Here is a 17,340-nt window from a genome sequence, read left to right as displayed (position 1 = left end):
GTAATTTTGGAAGTAAATTCAGAAGTAGCAAACGTACAATTGTCTTTGTTTAAGTCTTAAATAAGCGATTTTTATGTACGTTGTGAGTTAATAGCATTTTTAATTTTTTTCTTCTGCTTTATTCTTTTCATATACTTGTTTCTGAACTCTTTCTCCAAACCAATAATAAACCTCTTTATCATAAAACAAACCAATTCCGTGCAGAATACCATTTGAGTATGGAATTTTTCGCATTATTGTTTTTCCTGAATCATCATATTCAATCCAAAGTCCATTTGGAAGTCCGTTTTTGAAATGTTTTTCTCTAATGGCCGTATCATTATAAAATGTTGTAGATTTTCCTTCCGCTTTTCCGTTTATAAATTCAGTCAGGCTGTATTGGTTTGGTAAAACTCCCGATATTTTATACATTCCCGATAATAACTTTCCGTTTTTAGAAACATTCATTTCTGTAGAGTCTTTATTCGATTCAAATTTCAAATCACACATTTCAACTTTCTTATATTCTTGAGCAGATATGTGATAAATAAATAATAAAAATAAAATGGTTAATGTCTTTTTCATTTTAGTGCGTTATTTTATTGCTAAAGTTTCTTTCGTATAAAATTGTTTCTACATTTTTTATTTCCAATGCTATGAAGTTAGTTTATTTTCTTCAGAAAGTCAATTAGATAAACTATTTTTGCTTTCATGCAAAAAACGCTTCAAAACTACATTCCAGCGCAAGCTATACCTTATGTTTTAAATTTATTAAAACATGATGATTTGGTGGTTAAGGTCAAAAAAGAACGCAAAACAAGACATGGTGATTATAGAAAATTACCAAACAATAAACATCAAATAACGATTAATGCAAATCTAAATAGCTACCGATTTCTAATCACATTAATTCATGAAATAGCACATTTAGAAGCTTTTACTAAATATGGTAGGTTTATAAAACCACATGGTAAGGAGTGGAAGCAAACGTTTCAGCATTTAATGCTTCCTGTTTTAAACCCAGAAGTGTTCCCAATGGAATTATTGCCTTTATTAGCGAAACACTTTAAAAATCCAAAAGCCACAAGCGACACAGATACGCAGCTGGCCTTAGCTTTAAAGCAATTCGACGAACCAAATGATAAACACTATGTTTTTCAAGTACCTTTGGGTGCATCCTTTAAGCTTTACAATGGAAAAGTGTTTACTAAAGGACAAAAACGAGTTAAACGTATTGAGTGCGTAGAAGTAGTATCTGGAAAAATGTATCTTTTTAATCCCAATGCTGAAGTAGAATTATTAAATTAGTAATATGAATAAAAATAATTATGCCATATTAATGGCTGGAGGAGTAGGATCAAGATTTTGGCCAATAAGTACCAAAGAATTTCCAAAACAGTTTCACGATATGTTAGGAACTGGAGAAACGCTTATCCAAAAAACATTTAATCGCTTAGCGAAAATAATTCCGCAAGAAAATATATTCATATTAACTAATGAAATGTATAATGATTTGGTGTTTCAGCAATTACCTCAAGTAACCAAACGTCAGGTAGTATTGGAACCAGCAATGCGTAATACAGCTCCTTGTATTTTATATGCTTCCTTAAAAATTCAGAAGGAAAATAAAGATGCAGTTATGATTGTTGCGCCAAGTGACCATTGGATTGAAGATGAGAATGCATTCATACAAAACGTAGAACAAGCTTTTCATTTTTGTGCAGAAAATGATGCCTTAATGACACTTGGTATTCAACCAACATTCCCAAATACAGGATTTGGTTATATTGAGTTTGATAAAGAAACTAAAGATGCCATTAAAACGGTGAAGCAGTTTAGAGAAAAACCAGATTACAAAACAGCTAAAGAGTTTATTGCACAAGGTAATTTTTTATGGAATGCAGGAATTTTTATGTGGAGCGTGAATAGTGTGGTTAATGCTTTTAAAAACAATCAGCCAGAATTATTTCAACTGTTTGAGCAAGGTTATGCGGTTTATAATACCGATTTTGAAGACGATTTTATTCTAGAGAATTACGCTAAAGCGGAAAACATTTCGGTGGATTATGCCATCATGGAAAAATCGGAGAATGTATATGTATTACCAGCAACCTTTGATTGGAATGATCTAGGAACTTGGGGTAGCCTTTATGATAAACTAGATAAAGACGAAAATAACAATGCTGTTGTAAATGCTAGAACACTAACCGAAGATGCTTCTGGAAACATGATACGTACCAAAAAAGATAAAATTGTGGTAGTAGATGGTTTACAGGATTATATAATTGTAGATAAAGACGAAGTTTTGCTTATATTTCCGAAAGCAAAGGAACAGGATATTAAAAAAGTACTCCAAAAGGTAAAAGATAATTTTGGTGAGAATTATGGTTAATTATGAGCGAAGAAAATAAATTTAATTTTTCTGAAGAAGAAAATACAGCCAAAGAAAATACAGCTAAAGAAAACATAGCTAAAGAGAAAGCTGTAGAGCAATCTAAAAAAGCTGTACAAGATGATGCTAAAGGTTTATTGCAAAGTATAAAACTTTTTTTTAGCGAGCTTTTAGACTTTAGAGAAGACACCGATAGAGATGCAACTATTGAAGCTATAAAATTAGATATTCCATTTAAAGGAGCAACCGCTTGGATTTTAATTTGCTCCATTTTTGTGGCATCGGTTGGTTTAAATGCAAACTCAACAGCAGTTGTAATTGGAGCCATGTTAATTTCGCCATTAATGGGGCCAATTCTTGGTATCGGACTTTCAGTAGCGATTAATGATATCGACACCTTAAAAAAATCACTGATTAATTTTGGGGTAATGATTTTGTTAAGTGTACTTACCGCATTTTTATTCTTTAAGTTCTTTCCGTTACAAGAACAATCTTCCGAGTTATTAGCCAGAACTAAACCAGATATTAGGGATGTTTTAATAGCCTTTTTTGGAGGTCTTGCCTTAATTATTGCTAGAACAAAAAGAGGAACTATTGCCTCTGTTATTTTTGGTGTTGCCATTGCTACAGCATTAATGCCTCCTTTATGTACCGTTGGTTATGGATTGGCTTATGCTTTAAATGATAATGTTTCCGAAGGATTACAATTTGCTTCTGGTGCCATGTATTTGTTTACTATAAACACCATATTTATTGCTTTAGCAACGTTTTTAGTTCTTAAGGTACTTCGTTTTCCAATGCTTAAATATGCAAACTCTGCAAAACGTAAACGTATTTCTAGATTGGCTTCGTTTGTAGCTATTTTAGTAATGATTCCTGCAGTACTTACTTTTTTAAATGTATTACGTGAAAGTAATTTTACTAATGATGCAAAACGATTTATTTCCCATGAGCTAGAGGCATTACCTAATGCAAACTATATTAAAAAGAATGCTACTTATATTTATAATCCTACCGAAACTTCTACCATAGAGTTAACCACTTTTGGTGCAGATGAAATTCCGGAAGCTACCGTTGCCGTTTTACAACAACGTTTTAATAATTACAATGCTTTAAAAGATGTAAAATTACAAGTAAATCAAGTTAAAAATAGAGTGGTAAATAACCTGGAATATATGGAAGAATTGCGTACTCGCGATTCATTAGATATGATGTCTCAACAACAAAAAATTACATATTTAGAAGATAAGGTTAGACAATTATCTAAGTTTGAATATGATTATATTCCTTTTGAAGAATTAAGTCAAGAAGTGAAGATTAACTACGAAACTGTAGAACAATTTTCTTATGCAAATGTTATAAATTCTAACTTTTCAAAAATAGATACACTTTCGGTTTTTACCGTAAAATGGAACGATTCGCTTACTACACCAGAAAGTAGAATTAAAGATAAAACGAAATTAGAAAGCTGGTTAAAACTAAAGTTAAAACTGGATACTTTGGTGGTGAAGCAGAAGTAGTAGTTTCTTTACGTATTACCTGAAATAGGAAGAATAAGAAAGCGTGATAAAAGCAATATCTAACTACTAAATTAGGTTTTTTTTTTACTGAGACTGAGACTTCAAACTATTTCTTATTCTCTTCCAAATACATTTTACGCACTTTCTTGAATAATTCCGAAGAGTATACAAAGTCTGTTACTACTTCATTATCTGTAATAAATATGTTTTCTTTAGAGCCTTCCCAAGCTTTTAAACCATCTTTTAGAAACACAATTTTTTCACCAATTTCCATTACAGAATTCATATCGTGTGTATTAATAATGGTTGTAATATCGTACTCGTCTGTAATTTCTTGAATCAAATTATCTATAACAATCGCTGTTTTTGGGTCTAATCCAGAATTTGGTTCATCACAAAAAAGATACTTTGGTTTATTTACAATGGCTCTAGCAATAGCTACACGTTTTTGCATTCCACCAGAAGCTTCACTTGGCATTTTATTATGCGCATCCGGAAGATTAACACGTTTTAAAACAAAGTTTACACGATCTTCCATTTCGCTTTTACTTTGCTTGGTAAACATACGTAACGGAAACATCACGTTTTCTGCAATCGTCATAGAATCAAATAAAGCAGAACCTTGAAAAACCATTCCCATTTCACTTCGTAAATCCCGTTTTTGATCTGTGGTTAATTCTGAATATATTTTACCATCATAGGAAATAGTTCCTTCATCTTTTTCAAATAATCCTAATAAACATTTTAAAAAAACAGTTTTACCAGAACCACTCTGACCAATAACTAAGCTGGTTTTTCCATTTTCAAAAGTGGTAGTAATACCTTTTAAAATATGGGCATCTCCAAACGACTTATGTAAATCTTTAACTTCTATCATTAGCTTAGTAGCATTTGGGTTAATATATAATTTAAAAGAATAATCACCACACTGGTCCAAACAAAAGCAGTGGTACTTGCTTTACCAACTTCTAGTGCGCCACCTTTCATATAAAATCCATGAAAGGAAGGTATGGTTGCTAAAAGAAAAGCAAATGCAAATGTTTTAATAAATGCATAAGCAATATGAAAGGGTATAAAGTCGGTTTGAATACCAATTATATAATCATCAATCGAGCTATAACCACCAAAAAAGCAAGCTGCCATTCCGCCAACGATACCCAAAAACATAGCTATAGAAATCACAAAAGGATACAACATAAGTGCAATAAACTTTGGAAAAACTAAATAGTTAACGGCATTAATTCCCATAACTTCTAAAGCATCAATTTGTTCTGTAACTCGCATGGTACCTATACTAGAAGTAATAAATGACCCCACTTTTCCTGCCATTATTATCGAAATAAAAGTTGGTGCAAATTCTAATATTATAGATTGTCTAGTTGCAAAACCAACTAAATATTTTGGTATTAACGGATTGTCAATATTTAATGCAGTTTGTATAGTAACTACACCTCCAACAAAAAAGGAAATAAATGCTACAATACCAAGAGAACCCATTATTAGGTCGTCAATATCTTTAAAGATCAATGTTTTCATTACAGACCATTTTGTTGGCTTGCGAAACATGTCTTTAATCATTATAAAGTAAGCTCCTATATTATGAAGGTATGTCATAAATAAATTTGTTAGTGCTAAAGTATAAAACTATGACGTATTTAACGATAAATTAATTGAAAAAGGAAAATTTAAAAGCTATAAATCTGTATTTTTGAACCTATAAATCTAATCATACTAATATGAAGTCTTTATTATATGTTTTTGCTTTCGCTTTATTTTTTAGCTGTAAAGCACAAACAGAGTACACTGCACAAAAAAATATAGAAACGAAAACCGAATTAAACGCAAGACCTAAATTGGTTGTTGGTGTTGTGGTAGATCAAATGCGTTACGATTACTTAACGCGCTTTTATTCTAAGTTTGGCGATGGTGGTTTTAAAAAATTAATGAATCAAGGTTTTAACTGCAAAAACAATCATTATAACTATATTCCAACATATACAGGGCCTGGACACACTTCCATTTATACGGGAACAACACCAAAATATCATGGCATAATTGCTAACAATTGGTATGATAAAGAAATTAACAAAAAGGTGTATTGTGCAGGAGATGATACCGAAAATTCTGTTGGTACAGAAGCATCAGCTGGACAAATGTCTCCACGCAGAATGAAAACGACAACCTTTGCTGATGAAAATAGATTGTTTACACAAATGCGAGGAAAAACGATTGGGATTTCTATGAAAGATAGAGGTGCCATTTTACCTGCAGGACATACAGCAAATGCGGCATATTGGTTTCACGGAAGGGATGAAGGGAATTGGATTACTAGTACCTTTTATAGAAAGGATTTGCCAAAATGGGTTACTGATTTTAATACTTCGGAAGCTGCAGAATCTTATTTAAAACCATGGAATACATTATATGATATTAATACATATACAGAAAGTGGTGCCGATTTAAATACTTTTGAAGGTGGTTTTAAAGGAAAAGAAACAGCAACATTTCCTTATGATTTAAAAGCTTTAAGTAAAGATAATAGAGGATTCGATATTTTAAAAGCTACCGCTTACGGAAACGCTTTAACTGCAGATTTTGCAATTGCAGCATTGGATGGAGAGCAACTAGGTCAAGATGCTATTACAGATGTTTTAACCGTTAGTTTTTCAAGTACAGATTATGTTGGACATAATTTTGGGGTAAACTCTAAAGAAGTTCAAGATACTTACTTACGTTTAGATAAAGATATAGAACGATTAATTAATGCTTTAGATGCTAAAGTTGGAAAAGGAGAATACACCTTGTTTTTAACCTCAGATCATGGAGCAGTAGATGTGCCTTCGTATTTACAAAGTGTACATATACCTTCAGGATATTTTGATAATAAAGACTTTAAAAGCAAATTAAGTGCATTTATTTCTAAACGATTTGGAGCAAGTGATTTATTAGAAAACATAAGTAACAACCAAATATTTTTAAATAGAGAACGTATTGGATTATTAGGTTTAGATTTAGAAACTGTACAAGAAGCTTTAGTAAATGAGTTATTGACTTATAAAAATATAGATAAGGCGTATTCTGCAACTACCATGCAAACTACAGATTTTACTAGCGGTATTGAAGAATTATTACAAAACGGATTTAATCAAAAGCGTTCTGGAGATGTTTTGGTGGTCTATGATCCTGCTGTAATTTCCTATGGTAAAACGGGTTCTACACATGGTTCTGGTTTAAATTATGATACACACGTGCCTCTTTTATTTTACGGAAAAGGAATTAATCAAGGAAGTACTTTTAAGAAAACTTATATTACAGATGTCGCACCAACTATTTCTGCACTTTTAGGAACTAGCTTTCCTAATGGAGCAACGGGAATTCCTTTGGAGTTTGTGATAGAAGAATAAATAAATTTCTGCTATGGCAGGAATCTAATTCAAAAAGATAAGCGTTTTATAAAGTAGATTACTGCTTTATAAAACGCTTATTTTTTTTAAAACCAATGCTTTCTTTTCAAATCCTTTTTCTAGGAATTTAAAATTCATGCTCCTCCTTAAAAGAAGTAGGAGAGTTACCTATTGAAAAGTAATTTCTAGATTTATAATAAATCATATACGAGTAAGAATTCCTTCCCTTTTAAAGGGAATATGGGTTTCATACTTACTTAGAATGGAAGACGGAAGGGTTGTTACTATAGAATTGTTTAAGTCTTACGAAGGCAGAAATCTAATCTAAAAAAATACTTGGGAATGGTTTATTTTTCAGAAATAAAAGAAACTCCTATAAATTTTTAAGCTTGTTTTCTGTTTTAATAACTAAAAAAATAACAGATCCAATTATTAAAATAGCACTAATTGTTTTTTCTAAATCTCCTTGAAGATTAAAGAAAAAATTTAATGTCGAAATTAGCAAAAGAAAAACGCCAATTATAGTTAATAGTTTTGCAGAGTATTTTTGTGAAAAGTCCCATTTTTGCTGGTTTTGCATAGAGCTACGAGTTCTATAACCATAAAGTGGATTGATTTTTTTTGGAGGAAACAACTGCATGATAATTCCTGTTATTATAAAAATAATGCCAACTACTGCTGGTATTTCTAATATGAAATCTAGAGGTATCATTTTCTATATAGAAAGTAGTTATTTACCAAGTCTATGTAGGTTTGTTTTGCTTGGTCTTGAGTTATACTTCGTATTTGAAATAAAGCGTTCGTTTTAAAGGCGTTTATAATTTCTTTCTTACTACTTGGTCTACTATAATCATTGGTAGCTTTTTTGTAGTAAGCATATAAACGTAGCAAGAAATCTGCAGGAAATGGTTCCTCATGCGCATTTATTCTAGCTACAGCATCTCTAAACGTTATGTCTAATTCTTCAGAAGTCATTATTTTTCTGCTATAATACTTTCACCACCACGAACTTTTTGATTCAGTGAAACTTTAATTTTAGTATCTAAAGGTAAATATAAATCTACTCTCGAACCAAATTTAATAAAACCAGAGTCGTCACCTTGTATTGCAGTATCTCCTTCTTTTGCATAATTAACAATACGTTTCGCTAATGCTCCGGCAACTTGTCGGTATAATACTTTACCATAGTTTGTGTTTTCAACAACTACAGTAGTTCGTTCATTTTCTTCACTAGATTTTGGATGCCAAGCAACTAAAAATTTTCCAGGGTGATATTTACTAAATACTACCTTTCCGTTAATAGGATAACGAGTTACATGCACATTTAAAGGAGACATAAATACACTTACTTGTAATCTTTTTTCATTAAAGTATTCTTTTTCAAAAACTTCTTCAATAACAACTACTTTACCATCTACAGGAGAAACTACGGTGCTGTCATTATTAACGGTATTTCTTTTAGGGTTTCTAAAAAACTGAAGGATTATGTATAAAAACGCTCCAAGCACTGTATATAATACTATTTGAAGCCAGTTTAAGCTTACAAATTTATCTATTAGCAAACAGGAAATTAATACAAGTATAAATGTAACTGTTATGATTTTATAACCTTCTTTATGAAACATATTGTGAAATTCTTAAAAATAAATAAATAAAAGGAGCTGCAAATATAATACTATCAAAGCGGTCTAGCAATCCTCCGTGTCCTGGCATAATTACACCACTATCTTTTACTTTGGCCTGACGTTTAAATTTAGACTCTATTAAATCGCCTAAAGTACCAAAAACGCTAACTATTATGCTTAAAATTAACCAATACGAAAATGTTAATGTATTTGTGTATTTAGCAATAAAATAACTAGATATGCATGCAAATAATAAACCACCAAGAAAACCTTCTACCGTTTTTTTAGGCGAAATACTTGGGAAAAGTTTTTGCTTTCCAAATTGTGAACCTACTAAATAGGCAAAAGTATCGTTAACCCAAACTAATATAAAACATCCTAATAATATGTTAGGGTTATAATCTGAATAATAATTAGCTATAAGAATTAAGAACACAAATGCGCTTGAAATATAAAAGGTAGTAAGTATAAATCTTTTAGAACTAAAAAGTGGGATTTTTTTTTCTGAAAACAAATCTTTAATTAATAATAAAAGGACAAAAATGGTAATTACTTGTAGTATTTGTGTGGCTTCGTCTAAACCAGAAGACGTGTTCATTACTAATTGCCAATAGCCAAAAATAAAATAGATAATAGTAAATACAATGTAAGAGATAAAGCCTTTAAACTGAATGAGTTTTTTAAATTCGGCTAAACAGATAAGACCAAAAACAAAAAACAGAAGTATTAATGCATGTTTATTATACAAAGAAAAGACTAGTAATAGTACATAAATTAATCCTGAAAATGCGCGAATAGCAATGTCTTTCATCTGTTGATTTTGTTTTTTTTAAAGGACAGATGTAATGTCTCTACCGTTTTTATTTATTAATAGTAAATGCATTTTTTTACATTTCATCTTAAAGGTCTTCTAAAAGCAGCAAATATAGGTTTTTTGAACTACTTCCATAGGTTAAGAAGTCTTTTTCATCACAAGATTTAAAGTGTTTAATGGTTGTGATGTTTGTGGGGATTCTTTGTTTGTTTTTCTTTTTAATTCCTTTTAAGCCTTCGCCAATGTTTTCTACAATCTGACTTGTGGTAGAGAATATGATAAAGTTATCTGGTAATTCATTTAGCTTTTTTTCTGCAATTTGATTAGAAGAAATAAGTAAAGAGCCATCATCTGCAATAAGATTTTCGCAAGTGGTAAGCATGTATTCTGCTTCCGGAATTTTTTTTGTTACTTTTAAATTAGAAGAGGAGAACTTGTCTTTTAAATTCTCATCTAGTATAAATGCGTTCGCTTCTTGCCAATTGTTTTCATTAAGAATTTGCTGCATACAATCAAAGACTTCATTTAAATTTTCGCAATACAAGAACTTACCGCCATTAGATTTAAAGTTTATAGTAAACTTTTCATCTATTGGTAGCTTTATTTCTGGCATGTATTTGCCACGTTTGTCCGAATGTAATTCTTCCTCTTGTTTGTCAGATTTGGAACCAAAAATTTTTCTAAAAAGACTCATTTAAATTATAGCAGGTTATGCTTTCGCTATAGCGTTTATCAAAGATAAAAAATCTTAAACTAACCAATGGGTTAATTTAAGATTTTAAATTAATGTTAACATTTTATTTGGAAAAAATTACTTATCTGTAACAGGTTCTTTTTCCGTGTCAAAAGGTCGTTTTCCTAAAAGTTCTTCTAAATCATCTTTAAAAATAACTTCTCTTTCTATAAGTCTATTAGCCAATTTGTCTAGTACATCTCTTTTAGACTCTAATAATTTTAAAGCACGTTGAAACTGCGTTTCAATAATGTTTTTAATTTCATTATCAATTAATTCCGCTGTTTTTTCGCTATATGGTTTTACAAATCCGCCTTCTCCTGCAGGATCGTAATAGGTTATATTTCCTATTTTTTCGTTTAATCCATAAATCATAACCATCGCTTTTGCTTTTTTGGTTACGCTTTCTAAATCGCTTAAAGCACCTGTAGATATTTGATTAAAGACTATTTTTTCTGCAGCACGTCCTCCCATGGTTACACATATTTCGTCTAGAAATTTTTCTGTTCTAGTAATATATGCTTCTTGTGGCAAGTACCAAGCAGCACCTAAAGATCTTCCTCGAGGTACAATAGTTACTTTTACTAGAGGATCTGCATGTTCTAAAAACCAACTTACAGCTGCGTGACCAGCTTCGTGGTATGCAATAGTTTTCTTTTCTTCCACAGAGAATAGGTTGCTTCTTCTTTCAAGACCACCAACAATTCTATCTACAGCATCTAAGAAATCTTGCTTTTCTACTGCCTTTTTATTTGTTCTTGCTGCTATTAATGCCGCTTCGTTACAAAGATTTGCAATGTCTGCTCCAGAAAATCCTGGTGTTTGTTTTGCTAAGAAATCGATATCTAGTCCTTCTACCTTTTTAAGAGGTCTTAAATGCACCTCAAAAATAGCACGACGTTCCGTTAAATTTGGTAGATCAACAAAAATTTGTCTATCAAATCGTCCTGCACGCATTAATGCTTTGTCTAAAATATCTGCTCTATTGGTTGCAGCTATTACTATCACATTGGTGTTTGTACCAAAACCATCCATTTCTGTTAGTAATTGGTTTAAGGTGTTTTCACGCTCGTCATTACTTCCAGACATTGCGTTTTTACCTCTTGCACGACCAATAGCATCTATTTCATCAATAAAAATAATTGCTGGTGATTTTTCTTTGGCTTGTTTAAATAAATCTCTAACACGAGAAGCCCCAACACCTACAAACATTTCCACGAAATCAGATCCAGATAGTGAAAAGAAAGGGACTTTCGCTTCTCCTGCTACTGCTTTTGCTAATAATGTTTTTCCTGTTCCAGGAGGTCCTACTAGTAAAGCTCCCTTAGGTATTTTACCACCTAAGTTTGTATATTTTTCAGGGCTTTTTAAGAAGTCTACAATTTCTTGAACTTCTTCTTTCGCACCTTCTAAACCTGCAACATCTTTAAAGGATGTTTTTACTTCCGTGTTTTCGTCAAAAAGTTTTGCCTTAGATTTACCTATATTGAATATTTGTCCGCCAGCGCCACCTCCAGAACCTCCAGACATGCGTCGCATAATAAATACCCAAACACCAATTAAAAGGATAAAAGGTATTAAACCAATGATTAAATCTCCCCAAGCATTAGAAACGGTTTTGTTACTTAAAATATCGTATTTACCGATTGCTTTAAGGTCGTTTTCAAAGTTTTGCAGATCACCAATTTCAAAACTGTAATTAGGTAATTTGGTAGAACTTGGTATAAAACTAGAAGGTTTAGATTTTTTGTGTACTTCTTTTTCTTGCGCTTCTTTTGTTAAATAAACGTTTGCTTCGTGTCTATTTATTATTTCAACTTTTGCAACCTCATTATCTTTTGCGTATTCAAAAAATTGTGAAGGAGTAATCGTTTTAGCGTCTTGTAAACCACTTCCACCTAAAAATTGCATTGCGATAAATATGGCTATTATGCCACCATAAATCCAATAATAATTAAACTTTGGTTTTTTGCTATTTGTGTTTTTTTCGTTTGCCATTAATTTGTTTAATAGTTAGATTCTATAACTGTTGTTTTTGCGTCTCCCCAAAGACTTTCAATGTCATAATACTCTCTAATGTGTTTTTGAAATACATGAACAACAACGTTTACGTAATCCATTAAAACCCATTCGGCATTATCTAAACCTTCAATATGCCAAGGTTTATCTTTTAAATCTTTGCTAACTTTTTTCTGTACAGAATTAACAATAGCACTTACTTGTGTATTAGAAGTACCTTCACAAACTATAAAATAGTCACAAACTGTATTTTCTATTTCTCGTAAATCTAGAATATTTATATTTTGTCCTTTTACATCTTCAATTCCAGATAAAATTCCTGCAATTAGTTGGTCTGGATTTGTTTGTTCTTTTGTCATTAATATGAATTAAATTTGTGCAAAGTTATTATTTTTTTAGTTCTTTATACTGATAAAAATCTATAAGATTTAAAACCACTAATATAATGCGTATAATCAAACTTAATGCCATCAACTCTACGAATACTTTTTTAAAGGAATTAAGTAGTGAAGAAGGGGTTGTAGATTATACGGTTGTACAGACAGATTATCAAACTAACGGCCGTGGACAAATGGGAACTTTGTGGACTGCTAATTCTGGGGAGAACCTTATGTTTAGTGTGTTTAAGGATGTATCGTTTTTGAATTTCAATCAGCATTTTTATATCAGTATCACGGTCGCAATTGCTCTTATTAAGACTCTTGAAAAACATCAAATTTCTAAATTAAGTATTAAATGGCCTAACGACATATTGTCAGAAAATAAAAAGATTTGTGGTGTTTTAATTGAAAATAGCATCAAACAAAATAAATTTAAAGATTCTATTATAGGGATTGGACTAAATGTAAATCAAACTAATTTTGAAAACTTACCACAAGCTTCGTCCTTACAATTATTAACAGGAAGGGTTTTTAATGTAGATGAAATCTTGTATGACTTTATTGAAAACTTGAAGCATTATTTTATGCTTTTAGAAAAAGGAGATTTAGAAATACTGAAAACAACCTATGAAAAGTATTTGTTTAGAAAAAAGAAACCTTCTACGTTTAAAGACATAGAAGGTAAAATGTTTTCTGGCATTATACAATCTGTTTCACAAAACGGAAATCTTCAAGTACTTTTAGAAGATAACGTTTTAAACGAATATGATTTAAAAGAAATTAAACTCTTGTACTAAACCGCTTCTGGCATATTAGCAGCTAAAGTTTCAATAAACTTACTAATTGGTTTTTTTATCATCATTCCCATCATTGCATTAAACTCTCCAGCAAAAGATAATTGTACTTCACTTGAGTTTTCTGTAATTTCAATAATATTTGCTGTTAAAGAAAAATCTAATTTTCCTCCAGCTGCTCCTAAAACAACTTTATGTGGTGCTTCTGTTTCTTTCTTTTTTAAGACAATTTCTGGCATACCTTTTAAAGCAAAAAGAAATTTGTCTTCACCTAAAACTTCAAACTTGCTAATGTTTTCTGGCATTAAAGTTTCAAAGTTTTTTATATCGCATAAAAAATCAAAGGTTTCTTGTGCGGATTTTTGAATAGTTGCTTTTGGAGATTGTAAATTCATTGTATTGTTTGTTGTTATTAGTTTACTTGTTTATTGTGTTTACAATATAACATTATTTCTGTTACTTCAAAAAGCGTTCCATTCGCTTGGGTTAGCATTCCAGTCAGATAAAGTTTTTAATTGATCTTCTGTAATATACTTTGTGTCTAAAGCTTGCTCCAATAGATTTTCGTAATTACTTAAGGTGTGTAAGGTTACGTTTTCTTCTTTAAAATTTTCATCTGCAATAGCAAAACCGTAAGAAAAAATGGCAACCATTCCTTTTACGTTTACTTTAGCTTCTCTTAAAGCTCTAACTGCATTTAAGCTACTTTTTCCTGTGCTAATTAAATCTTCAACAACAACAACGTTTTGTCCTGACTCAATAAATCCTTCAATTTGGTTTTTTCTACCATGGGCTTTTGCTTCCGGTCTAACATAAACAAAAGGAAGTCCTAAATATTCTGCAACCAACATACCAATACCAATCGCTCCTGTTGCAACTCCAGCAATTACATCTGGTTTTCCATATTGAGATTCTATATGTTTTCCCATCGTTTCACGAATATAATTTCGTATTGGAGGGAATGATAAAATGATTCTGTTATCGCAGTAAATAGGAGATTTCCAGCCAGAAGCCCAAGTGAATGGGTCTTTCGGACTAAGTTTTATGGCATTAATTTGCAATAAAACTTCTGCGGTTTTTTTGGCGGTGTCTTTGTTAAAAATCATAGTTACAAAACTAATATAAATTTAATTTTAATGCTATTTGTTTTGTGCAAAAAAATGATATTTTTACAAAACTAAACCAAACTAAAATAATGTATCAAGTTTTTGTAAGTGATAAACCTATAGTACTTACTAATATTGTAGAAAAAGAATCTGGTTTTAAAAACTATTTGCTTGACTCTGTGGATATTGTAAAAGTGATTAAAGAGCTTAATACTACTTCTCTAAAAGAGGTTAGGCTTATACACAAAAAACCAGAAAAGCTTCTTAAAAAATTTTTAAAACTGTTGCCTAATGTAGTTGCTGGAGGAGGTAAAGTTTTTAATGATACTGGCAAAATACTTTTTATTTATAGAAATGATAAATGGGATTTACCTAAAGGGAAAGCAGAAGCACATGAAACAATAGAAGAAACTGCAGTTCGAGAAGTTGCAGAGGAAACTGGAGTTGCTGGTTTAAAAATAGTAAAACCTTTACAAACTACCTATCATATTTTTAAACGTAATGGAAAACATAGAATAAAGATTACCTATTGGTTTGAAATGAAAACTAGCTTTACAGGTAAATTATACCCTCAGGAAAATGAAGGTATAACGAAGGTAGAATGGCTAAATGCAGAAGAGAGTAAAAAAGCTTTAGAAAATAGTTATGCTAATATTAAATTGTTAGTTTAAGATATACTTTTTTTTATTGCAGAAAAAAGCACTGCTTTTAGATTTTCATTTATTTTATTATTTATAGAGAATTTCTGATTGACTTCTAATTCCACACCAAGGTAGTTTTTAGGAAATTGTTTACGTAAATAGGTTGTAAACCCATCTGCTTTTCCTAAATACGGATAGTTATATCTTACGTTGAGCGTGTTATCTATCTTTAATATTTCTTTTTTTAAATGCTTACTAAACCCTTTTTCCGAAGCATTTCTAGAATCATATAATAACCCAATATCACAATCTCTCGTTTTGGTATTTAAAATAGGAGTAAAAGAGTGCACAGAGAGATGTACTACTTTTTTGCTTGTTTTTAAATATTTTTTAATTACCGTTTCTACTTCGTCTCTATACTCTAAATAATAGCGAGATATTATTTCTTCTTTTTCGTTTTCGGAAAGGGATTTAGATACCTCTGAAAATAAATTTTTATGATGTAAACTTCGGTTTAGTTCAATTAATAAGCGACTAGTTTCACTATACTCTGAAAAATTAGCCAAAGATTTTAAATAATTAAAAAGATCTAAAGCTCCTAAGTCATAACCACGATGGGAGTTTAAAATAGTGGCAGAATTATCAAAATACGATGGATATGGTTTCGGAATTTTATTACCGCCATGCTCACAAGTTAGTACGAGTTTCATGGTACAAATAGGTTGTTTTCCTGTAAACAAGAAGCTAATTTTCTATACGTTTTTTTGATGTTTTCTTCCGAATAATCTTCGTTTACCGCTTTTAATATTCTAGTCGCTAAAGTCCCTTCATTTAAAATAATATCTAATGCTTCATAATGCGAAGCATCTATATTTGGTTTTGCTAATTGATACAGATGTTTCCAAATGTTTTGAACCGTGGTACTGTCTTCTAATTGAAATAACTCTAAGTATTCTAGATTAGAGATTTTATAGGTTTCCGCATCTTTAATAATCGGATTTAAAATAGCAAACAAATCCTGTTTTAACCATTTTTTCTGGTTCTGTAGTGAACCAAGCCTTTTGTTTACTAGCAGTTTTAAAACTTCAATAATTAATACACAAATAGCAATATCTGCTTTTGGGCATTCTTGAATATCTACCAAACGTATTTCAATAGCGTTTCTGTCAAAACGAGCAATGGCACCTCGAGAGTTTAAAAAATGATGATCTAAAATCTTTTTAGTGTCATGTGGTCTTATGGCTCTTTTTATTGGTTCAAAAATAGTAGCGTAATAATCTAGCTTGCTAAAAACACGTTCGGGAATTACAGAACCAGTCATTTCTGGGATTTCCTTTTGGTTCGTTTTGTAATATTCTAATCTGGTGTCTTTAAAACCTGTCTTTTTTCCTTCTAAAATAGGAGAGCTTGCACATAATCCTGGAATTAATGGTAAGATGACGCGAATTGCTGCGTGTAATTTTTCAAACTCTTTATCATCAAAAAATGGTAAATTGATATGTGTGCTTTGAACGTTGCTCCAGCCATGCCCTTTACAATTAAAAATTCTGTTATAAAGTTCATATACTTCACTATAACTATGTTTCCAAAGTTGGGTGTCTGTTAACGGATTCATTAAAGGATGACATGCCGTTGGTAATAATTGGGAGTCTTCCGATTTTAAAATCTGGTTTATTTCTATAACATTCTTATGAAACAAATTCGACAAGGTATTTAAATCTGCCGTTGGTCCATTGGTTTTTAACTCCACCACATGACCAACCAATTCATTACTCCATGCAATATCTCCGTTGTCAATATCTGCGGAAAGTTTTCCCGCTTTTTTTGTTAATAGGGTATCTACAATAGGAGCAACTTTAAAATTGCTATTGTTTATTAGCATGTATTCTAGTTCTATTCCAAAAACTTCGAACAAATGATATCTTTTACTCAT

At 31.1% G+C, this 17,340-nt stretch carries 20 protein-coding genes; 6 read left to right on the top strand and 14 right to left on the bottom strand.

From position 1 onward, the window contains the following. Positions 1 to 99: 99 nt before the first annotated feature. Positions 100 to 564, bottom strand: coding sequence for a hypothetical protein (locus FG167_RS01750; RefSeq protein ID WP_203459777.1), 465 nt, complete (start codon positions 562 to 564; stop codon positions 100 to 102). A 126-nt stretch (positions 565 to 690) separates the two neighbouring features. Here FG167_RS01750 and FG167_RS01745 point away from each other — a divergent pair, with 126 nt between their 5' ends. The 3 genes from FG167_RS01745 to FG167_RS01735 are packed head-to-tail and all read left to right on the top strand — an operon-like array spanning position 691 to position 3,891. Beyond that, the gene (locus tag FG167_RS01745; protein WP_203459776.1) at positions 691 to 1,287 is read left to right on the top strand and encodes a SprT-like domain-containing protein; all 597 of its coding nucleotides are present in this window, start codon (positions 691 to 693) and stop codon (positions 1,285 to 1,287) included. A gap of 4 nt (positions 1,288 to 1,291) precedes the next feature. Continuing rightward, on the top strand, positions 1,292 to 2,371 hold the full coding sequence (locus FG167_RS01740) for a mannose-1-phosphate guanylyltransferase (protein WP_203459775.1): 1,080 nt from the start codon (positions 1,292 to 1,294) through the stop codon (positions 2,369 to 2,371). Between the two features lie 2 nt (positions 2,372 to 2,373). Next, the gene (locus FG167_RS01735; protein ID WP_203459774.1) at positions 2,374 to 3,891 is read left to right on the top strand and encodes a DUF389 domain-containing protein; all 1,518 of its coding nucleotides are present in this window, start codon (positions 2,374 to 2,376) and stop codon (positions 3,889 to 3,891) included. Positions 3,892 to 3,997: 106 nt separating this feature from the next. On the opposite strand, the gene FG167_RS01730 is transcribed toward FG167_RS01735, so the two are convergent. Together FG167_RS01730 and FG167_RS01725 are read right to left on the bottom strand one after the other, a co-directional pair. Then, positions 3,998 to 4,768 carry an ABC transporter ATP-binding protein gene (locus FG167_RS01730; protein ID WP_203459773.1) on the bottom strand — a complete coding sequence of 257 codons (771 nt, stop codon included), beginning with the start codon at positions 4,766 to 4,768 and terminating at the stop codon, positions 3,998 to 4,000. Beyond that, positions 4,768 to 5,505: an ABC transporter permease gene (locus FG167_RS01725; RefSeq protein WP_203459772.1), complete on the bottom strand. Its 738-nt coding sequence runs from the start codon at positions 5,503 to 5,505 to the stop codon at positions 4,768 to 4,770. Before FG167_RS01725 ends, FG167_RS01730 begins: the two co-directional genes overlap by 1 nt. A gap of 122 nt (positions 5,506 to 5,627) precedes the next feature. On the opposite strand from FG167_RS01725, the gene pafA reads away from it, so the two are divergent. Further along, on the top strand, positions 5,628 to 7,295 hold the full coding sequence (pafA, locus tag FG167_RS01720; protein ID WP_203459771.1) for an alkaline phosphatase PafA: 1,668 nt from the start codon (positions 5,628 to 5,630) through the stop codon (positions 7,293 to 7,295). Between the two features lie 373 nt (positions 7,296 to 7,668). On the opposite strand, the gene FG167_RS01715 is transcribed toward pafA, so the two are convergent. The 7 genes from FG167_RS01715 to rsfS all read right to left on the bottom strand — a co-directional run bounded on the left by FG167_RS01715 (position 7,669) and on the right by rsfS (position 12,845). Further along, positions 7,669 to 8,007, bottom strand: a complete 339-nt coding sequence (locus FG167_RS01715; RefSeq protein ID WP_203459770.1) for an SdpI family protein — start codon at positions 8,005 to 8,007, stop codon at positions 7,669 to 7,671. Beyond that, entirely contained in the window at positions 8,004 to 8,270 is a 267-nt protein-coding gene (locus tag FG167_RS01710) for an acyl-CoA-binding protein (RefSeq protein WP_203459769.1), read from the bottom strand. The genes FG167_RS01715 and FG167_RS01710 overlap by 4 nt, the downstream gene beginning before the upstream one ends. Then, entirely contained in the window at positions 8,270 to 8,920 is a 651-nt protein-coding gene (locus FG167_RS01705) for a phosphatidylserine decarboxylase family protein (protein ID WP_203459768.1), read from the bottom strand. Before FG167_RS01705 ends, FG167_RS01710 begins: the two co-directional genes overlap by 1 nt. Further along, positions 8,910 to 9,731 carry a phosphatidate cytidylyltransferase gene (locus tag FG167_RS01700; RefSeq protein ID WP_203459767.1) on the bottom strand — a complete coding sequence of 274 codons (822 nt, stop codon included), beginning with the start codon at positions 9,729 to 9,731 and terminating at the stop codon, positions 8,910 to 8,912. Before FG167_RS01700 ends, FG167_RS01705 begins: the two co-directional genes overlap by 11 nt. A gap of 88 nt (positions 9,732 to 9,819) precedes the next feature. Continuing rightward, positions 9,820 to 10,428, bottom strand: a complete 609-nt coding sequence (locus FG167_RS01695; RefSeq protein WP_203459766.1) for an LUD domain-containing protein — start codon at positions 10,426 to 10,428, stop codon at positions 9,820 to 9,822. A gap of 117 nt (positions 10,429 to 10,545) precedes the next feature. After that, positions 10,546 to 12,465 (bottom strand): ATP-dependent zinc metalloprotease FtsH, encoded by a 1,920-nt coding sequence (ftsH, locus tag FG167_RS01690; RefSeq protein ID WP_203459765.1) that lies wholly within the window; start codon positions 12,463 to 12,465, stop codon positions 10,546 to 10,548. A gap of 8 nt (positions 12,466 to 12,473) precedes the next feature. Beyond that, a complete protein-coding gene (rsfS, locus tag FG167_RS01685; RefSeq protein ID WP_203459764.1) occupies positions 12,474 to 12,845 on the bottom strand; it encodes a ribosome silencing factor in 372 nt (123 codons plus the stop codon). A gap of 86 nt (positions 12,846 to 12,931) precedes the next feature. On the opposite strand from rsfS, the gene FG167_RS01680 reads away from it, so the two are divergent. Next, entirely contained in the window at positions 12,932 to 13,663 is a 732-nt protein-coding gene (locus tag FG167_RS01680) for a biotin--[acetyl-CoA-carboxylase] ligase (RefSeq protein WP_203459763.1), read from the top strand. Here FG167_RS01680 and FG167_RS01675 read toward each other — a convergent pair. Together FG167_RS01675 and pyrE are read right to left on the bottom strand one after the other, a co-directional pair. Continuing rightward, positions 13,660 to 14,055 carry an SRPBCC family protein gene (locus FG167_RS01675; RefSeq protein ID WP_203459762.1) on the bottom strand — a complete coding sequence of 132 codons (396 nt, stop codon included), beginning with the start codon at positions 14,053 to 14,055 and terminating at the stop codon, positions 13,660 to 13,662. The genes FG167_RS01680 and FG167_RS01675 overlap by 4 nt on opposite strands. A 66-nt stretch (positions 14,056 to 14,121) precedes the next feature. Beyond that, positions 14,122 to 14,766, bottom strand: coding sequence for an orotate phosphoribosyltransferase (gene pyrE / locus FG167_RS01670; RefSeq protein WP_203459761.1), 645 nt, complete (start codon positions 14,764 to 14,766; stop codon positions 14,122 to 14,124). An 89-nt stretch (positions 14,767 to 14,855) separates the two neighbouring features. Here pyrE and FG167_RS01665 point away from each other — a divergent pair, with 89 nt between their 5' ends. Further along, positions 14,856 to 15,437: an NUDIX hydrolase gene (locus FG167_RS01665; RefSeq protein WP_203459760.1), complete on the top strand. Its 582-nt coding sequence runs from the start codon at positions 14,856 to 14,858 to the stop codon at positions 15,435 to 15,437. Here the strand turns inward: FG167_RS01665 and FG167_RS01660 are convergent. Further along, positions 15,434 to 16,117: an N-formylglutamate amidohydrolase gene (locus tag FG167_RS01660; protein ID WP_203459759.1), complete on the bottom strand. Its 684-nt coding sequence runs from the start codon at positions 16,115 to 16,117 to the stop codon at positions 15,434 to 15,436. The genes FG167_RS01665 and FG167_RS01660 overlap by 4 nt on opposite strands. Beyond that, the gene (locus FG167_RS01655) at positions 16,114 to 17,340 is read right to left on the bottom strand and encodes a glutamate-cysteine ligase family protein (protein ID WP_203459758.1); all 1,227 of its coding nucleotides are present in this window, start codon (positions 17,338 to 17,340) and stop codon (positions 16,114 to 16,116) included. Before FG167_RS01655 ends, FG167_RS01660 begins: the two co-directional genes overlap by 4 nt.

This window comes from Lacinutrix sp. WUR7, assembly GCF_016864015.1.
Lineage (GTDB): Bacteria > Bacteroidota > Bacteroidia > Flavobacteriales > Flavobacteriaceae > Oceanihabitans.
Note: the sequence above shows the minus strand (reverse complement) of the source record. Positions and strands in the feature narration are given on the sequence as shown.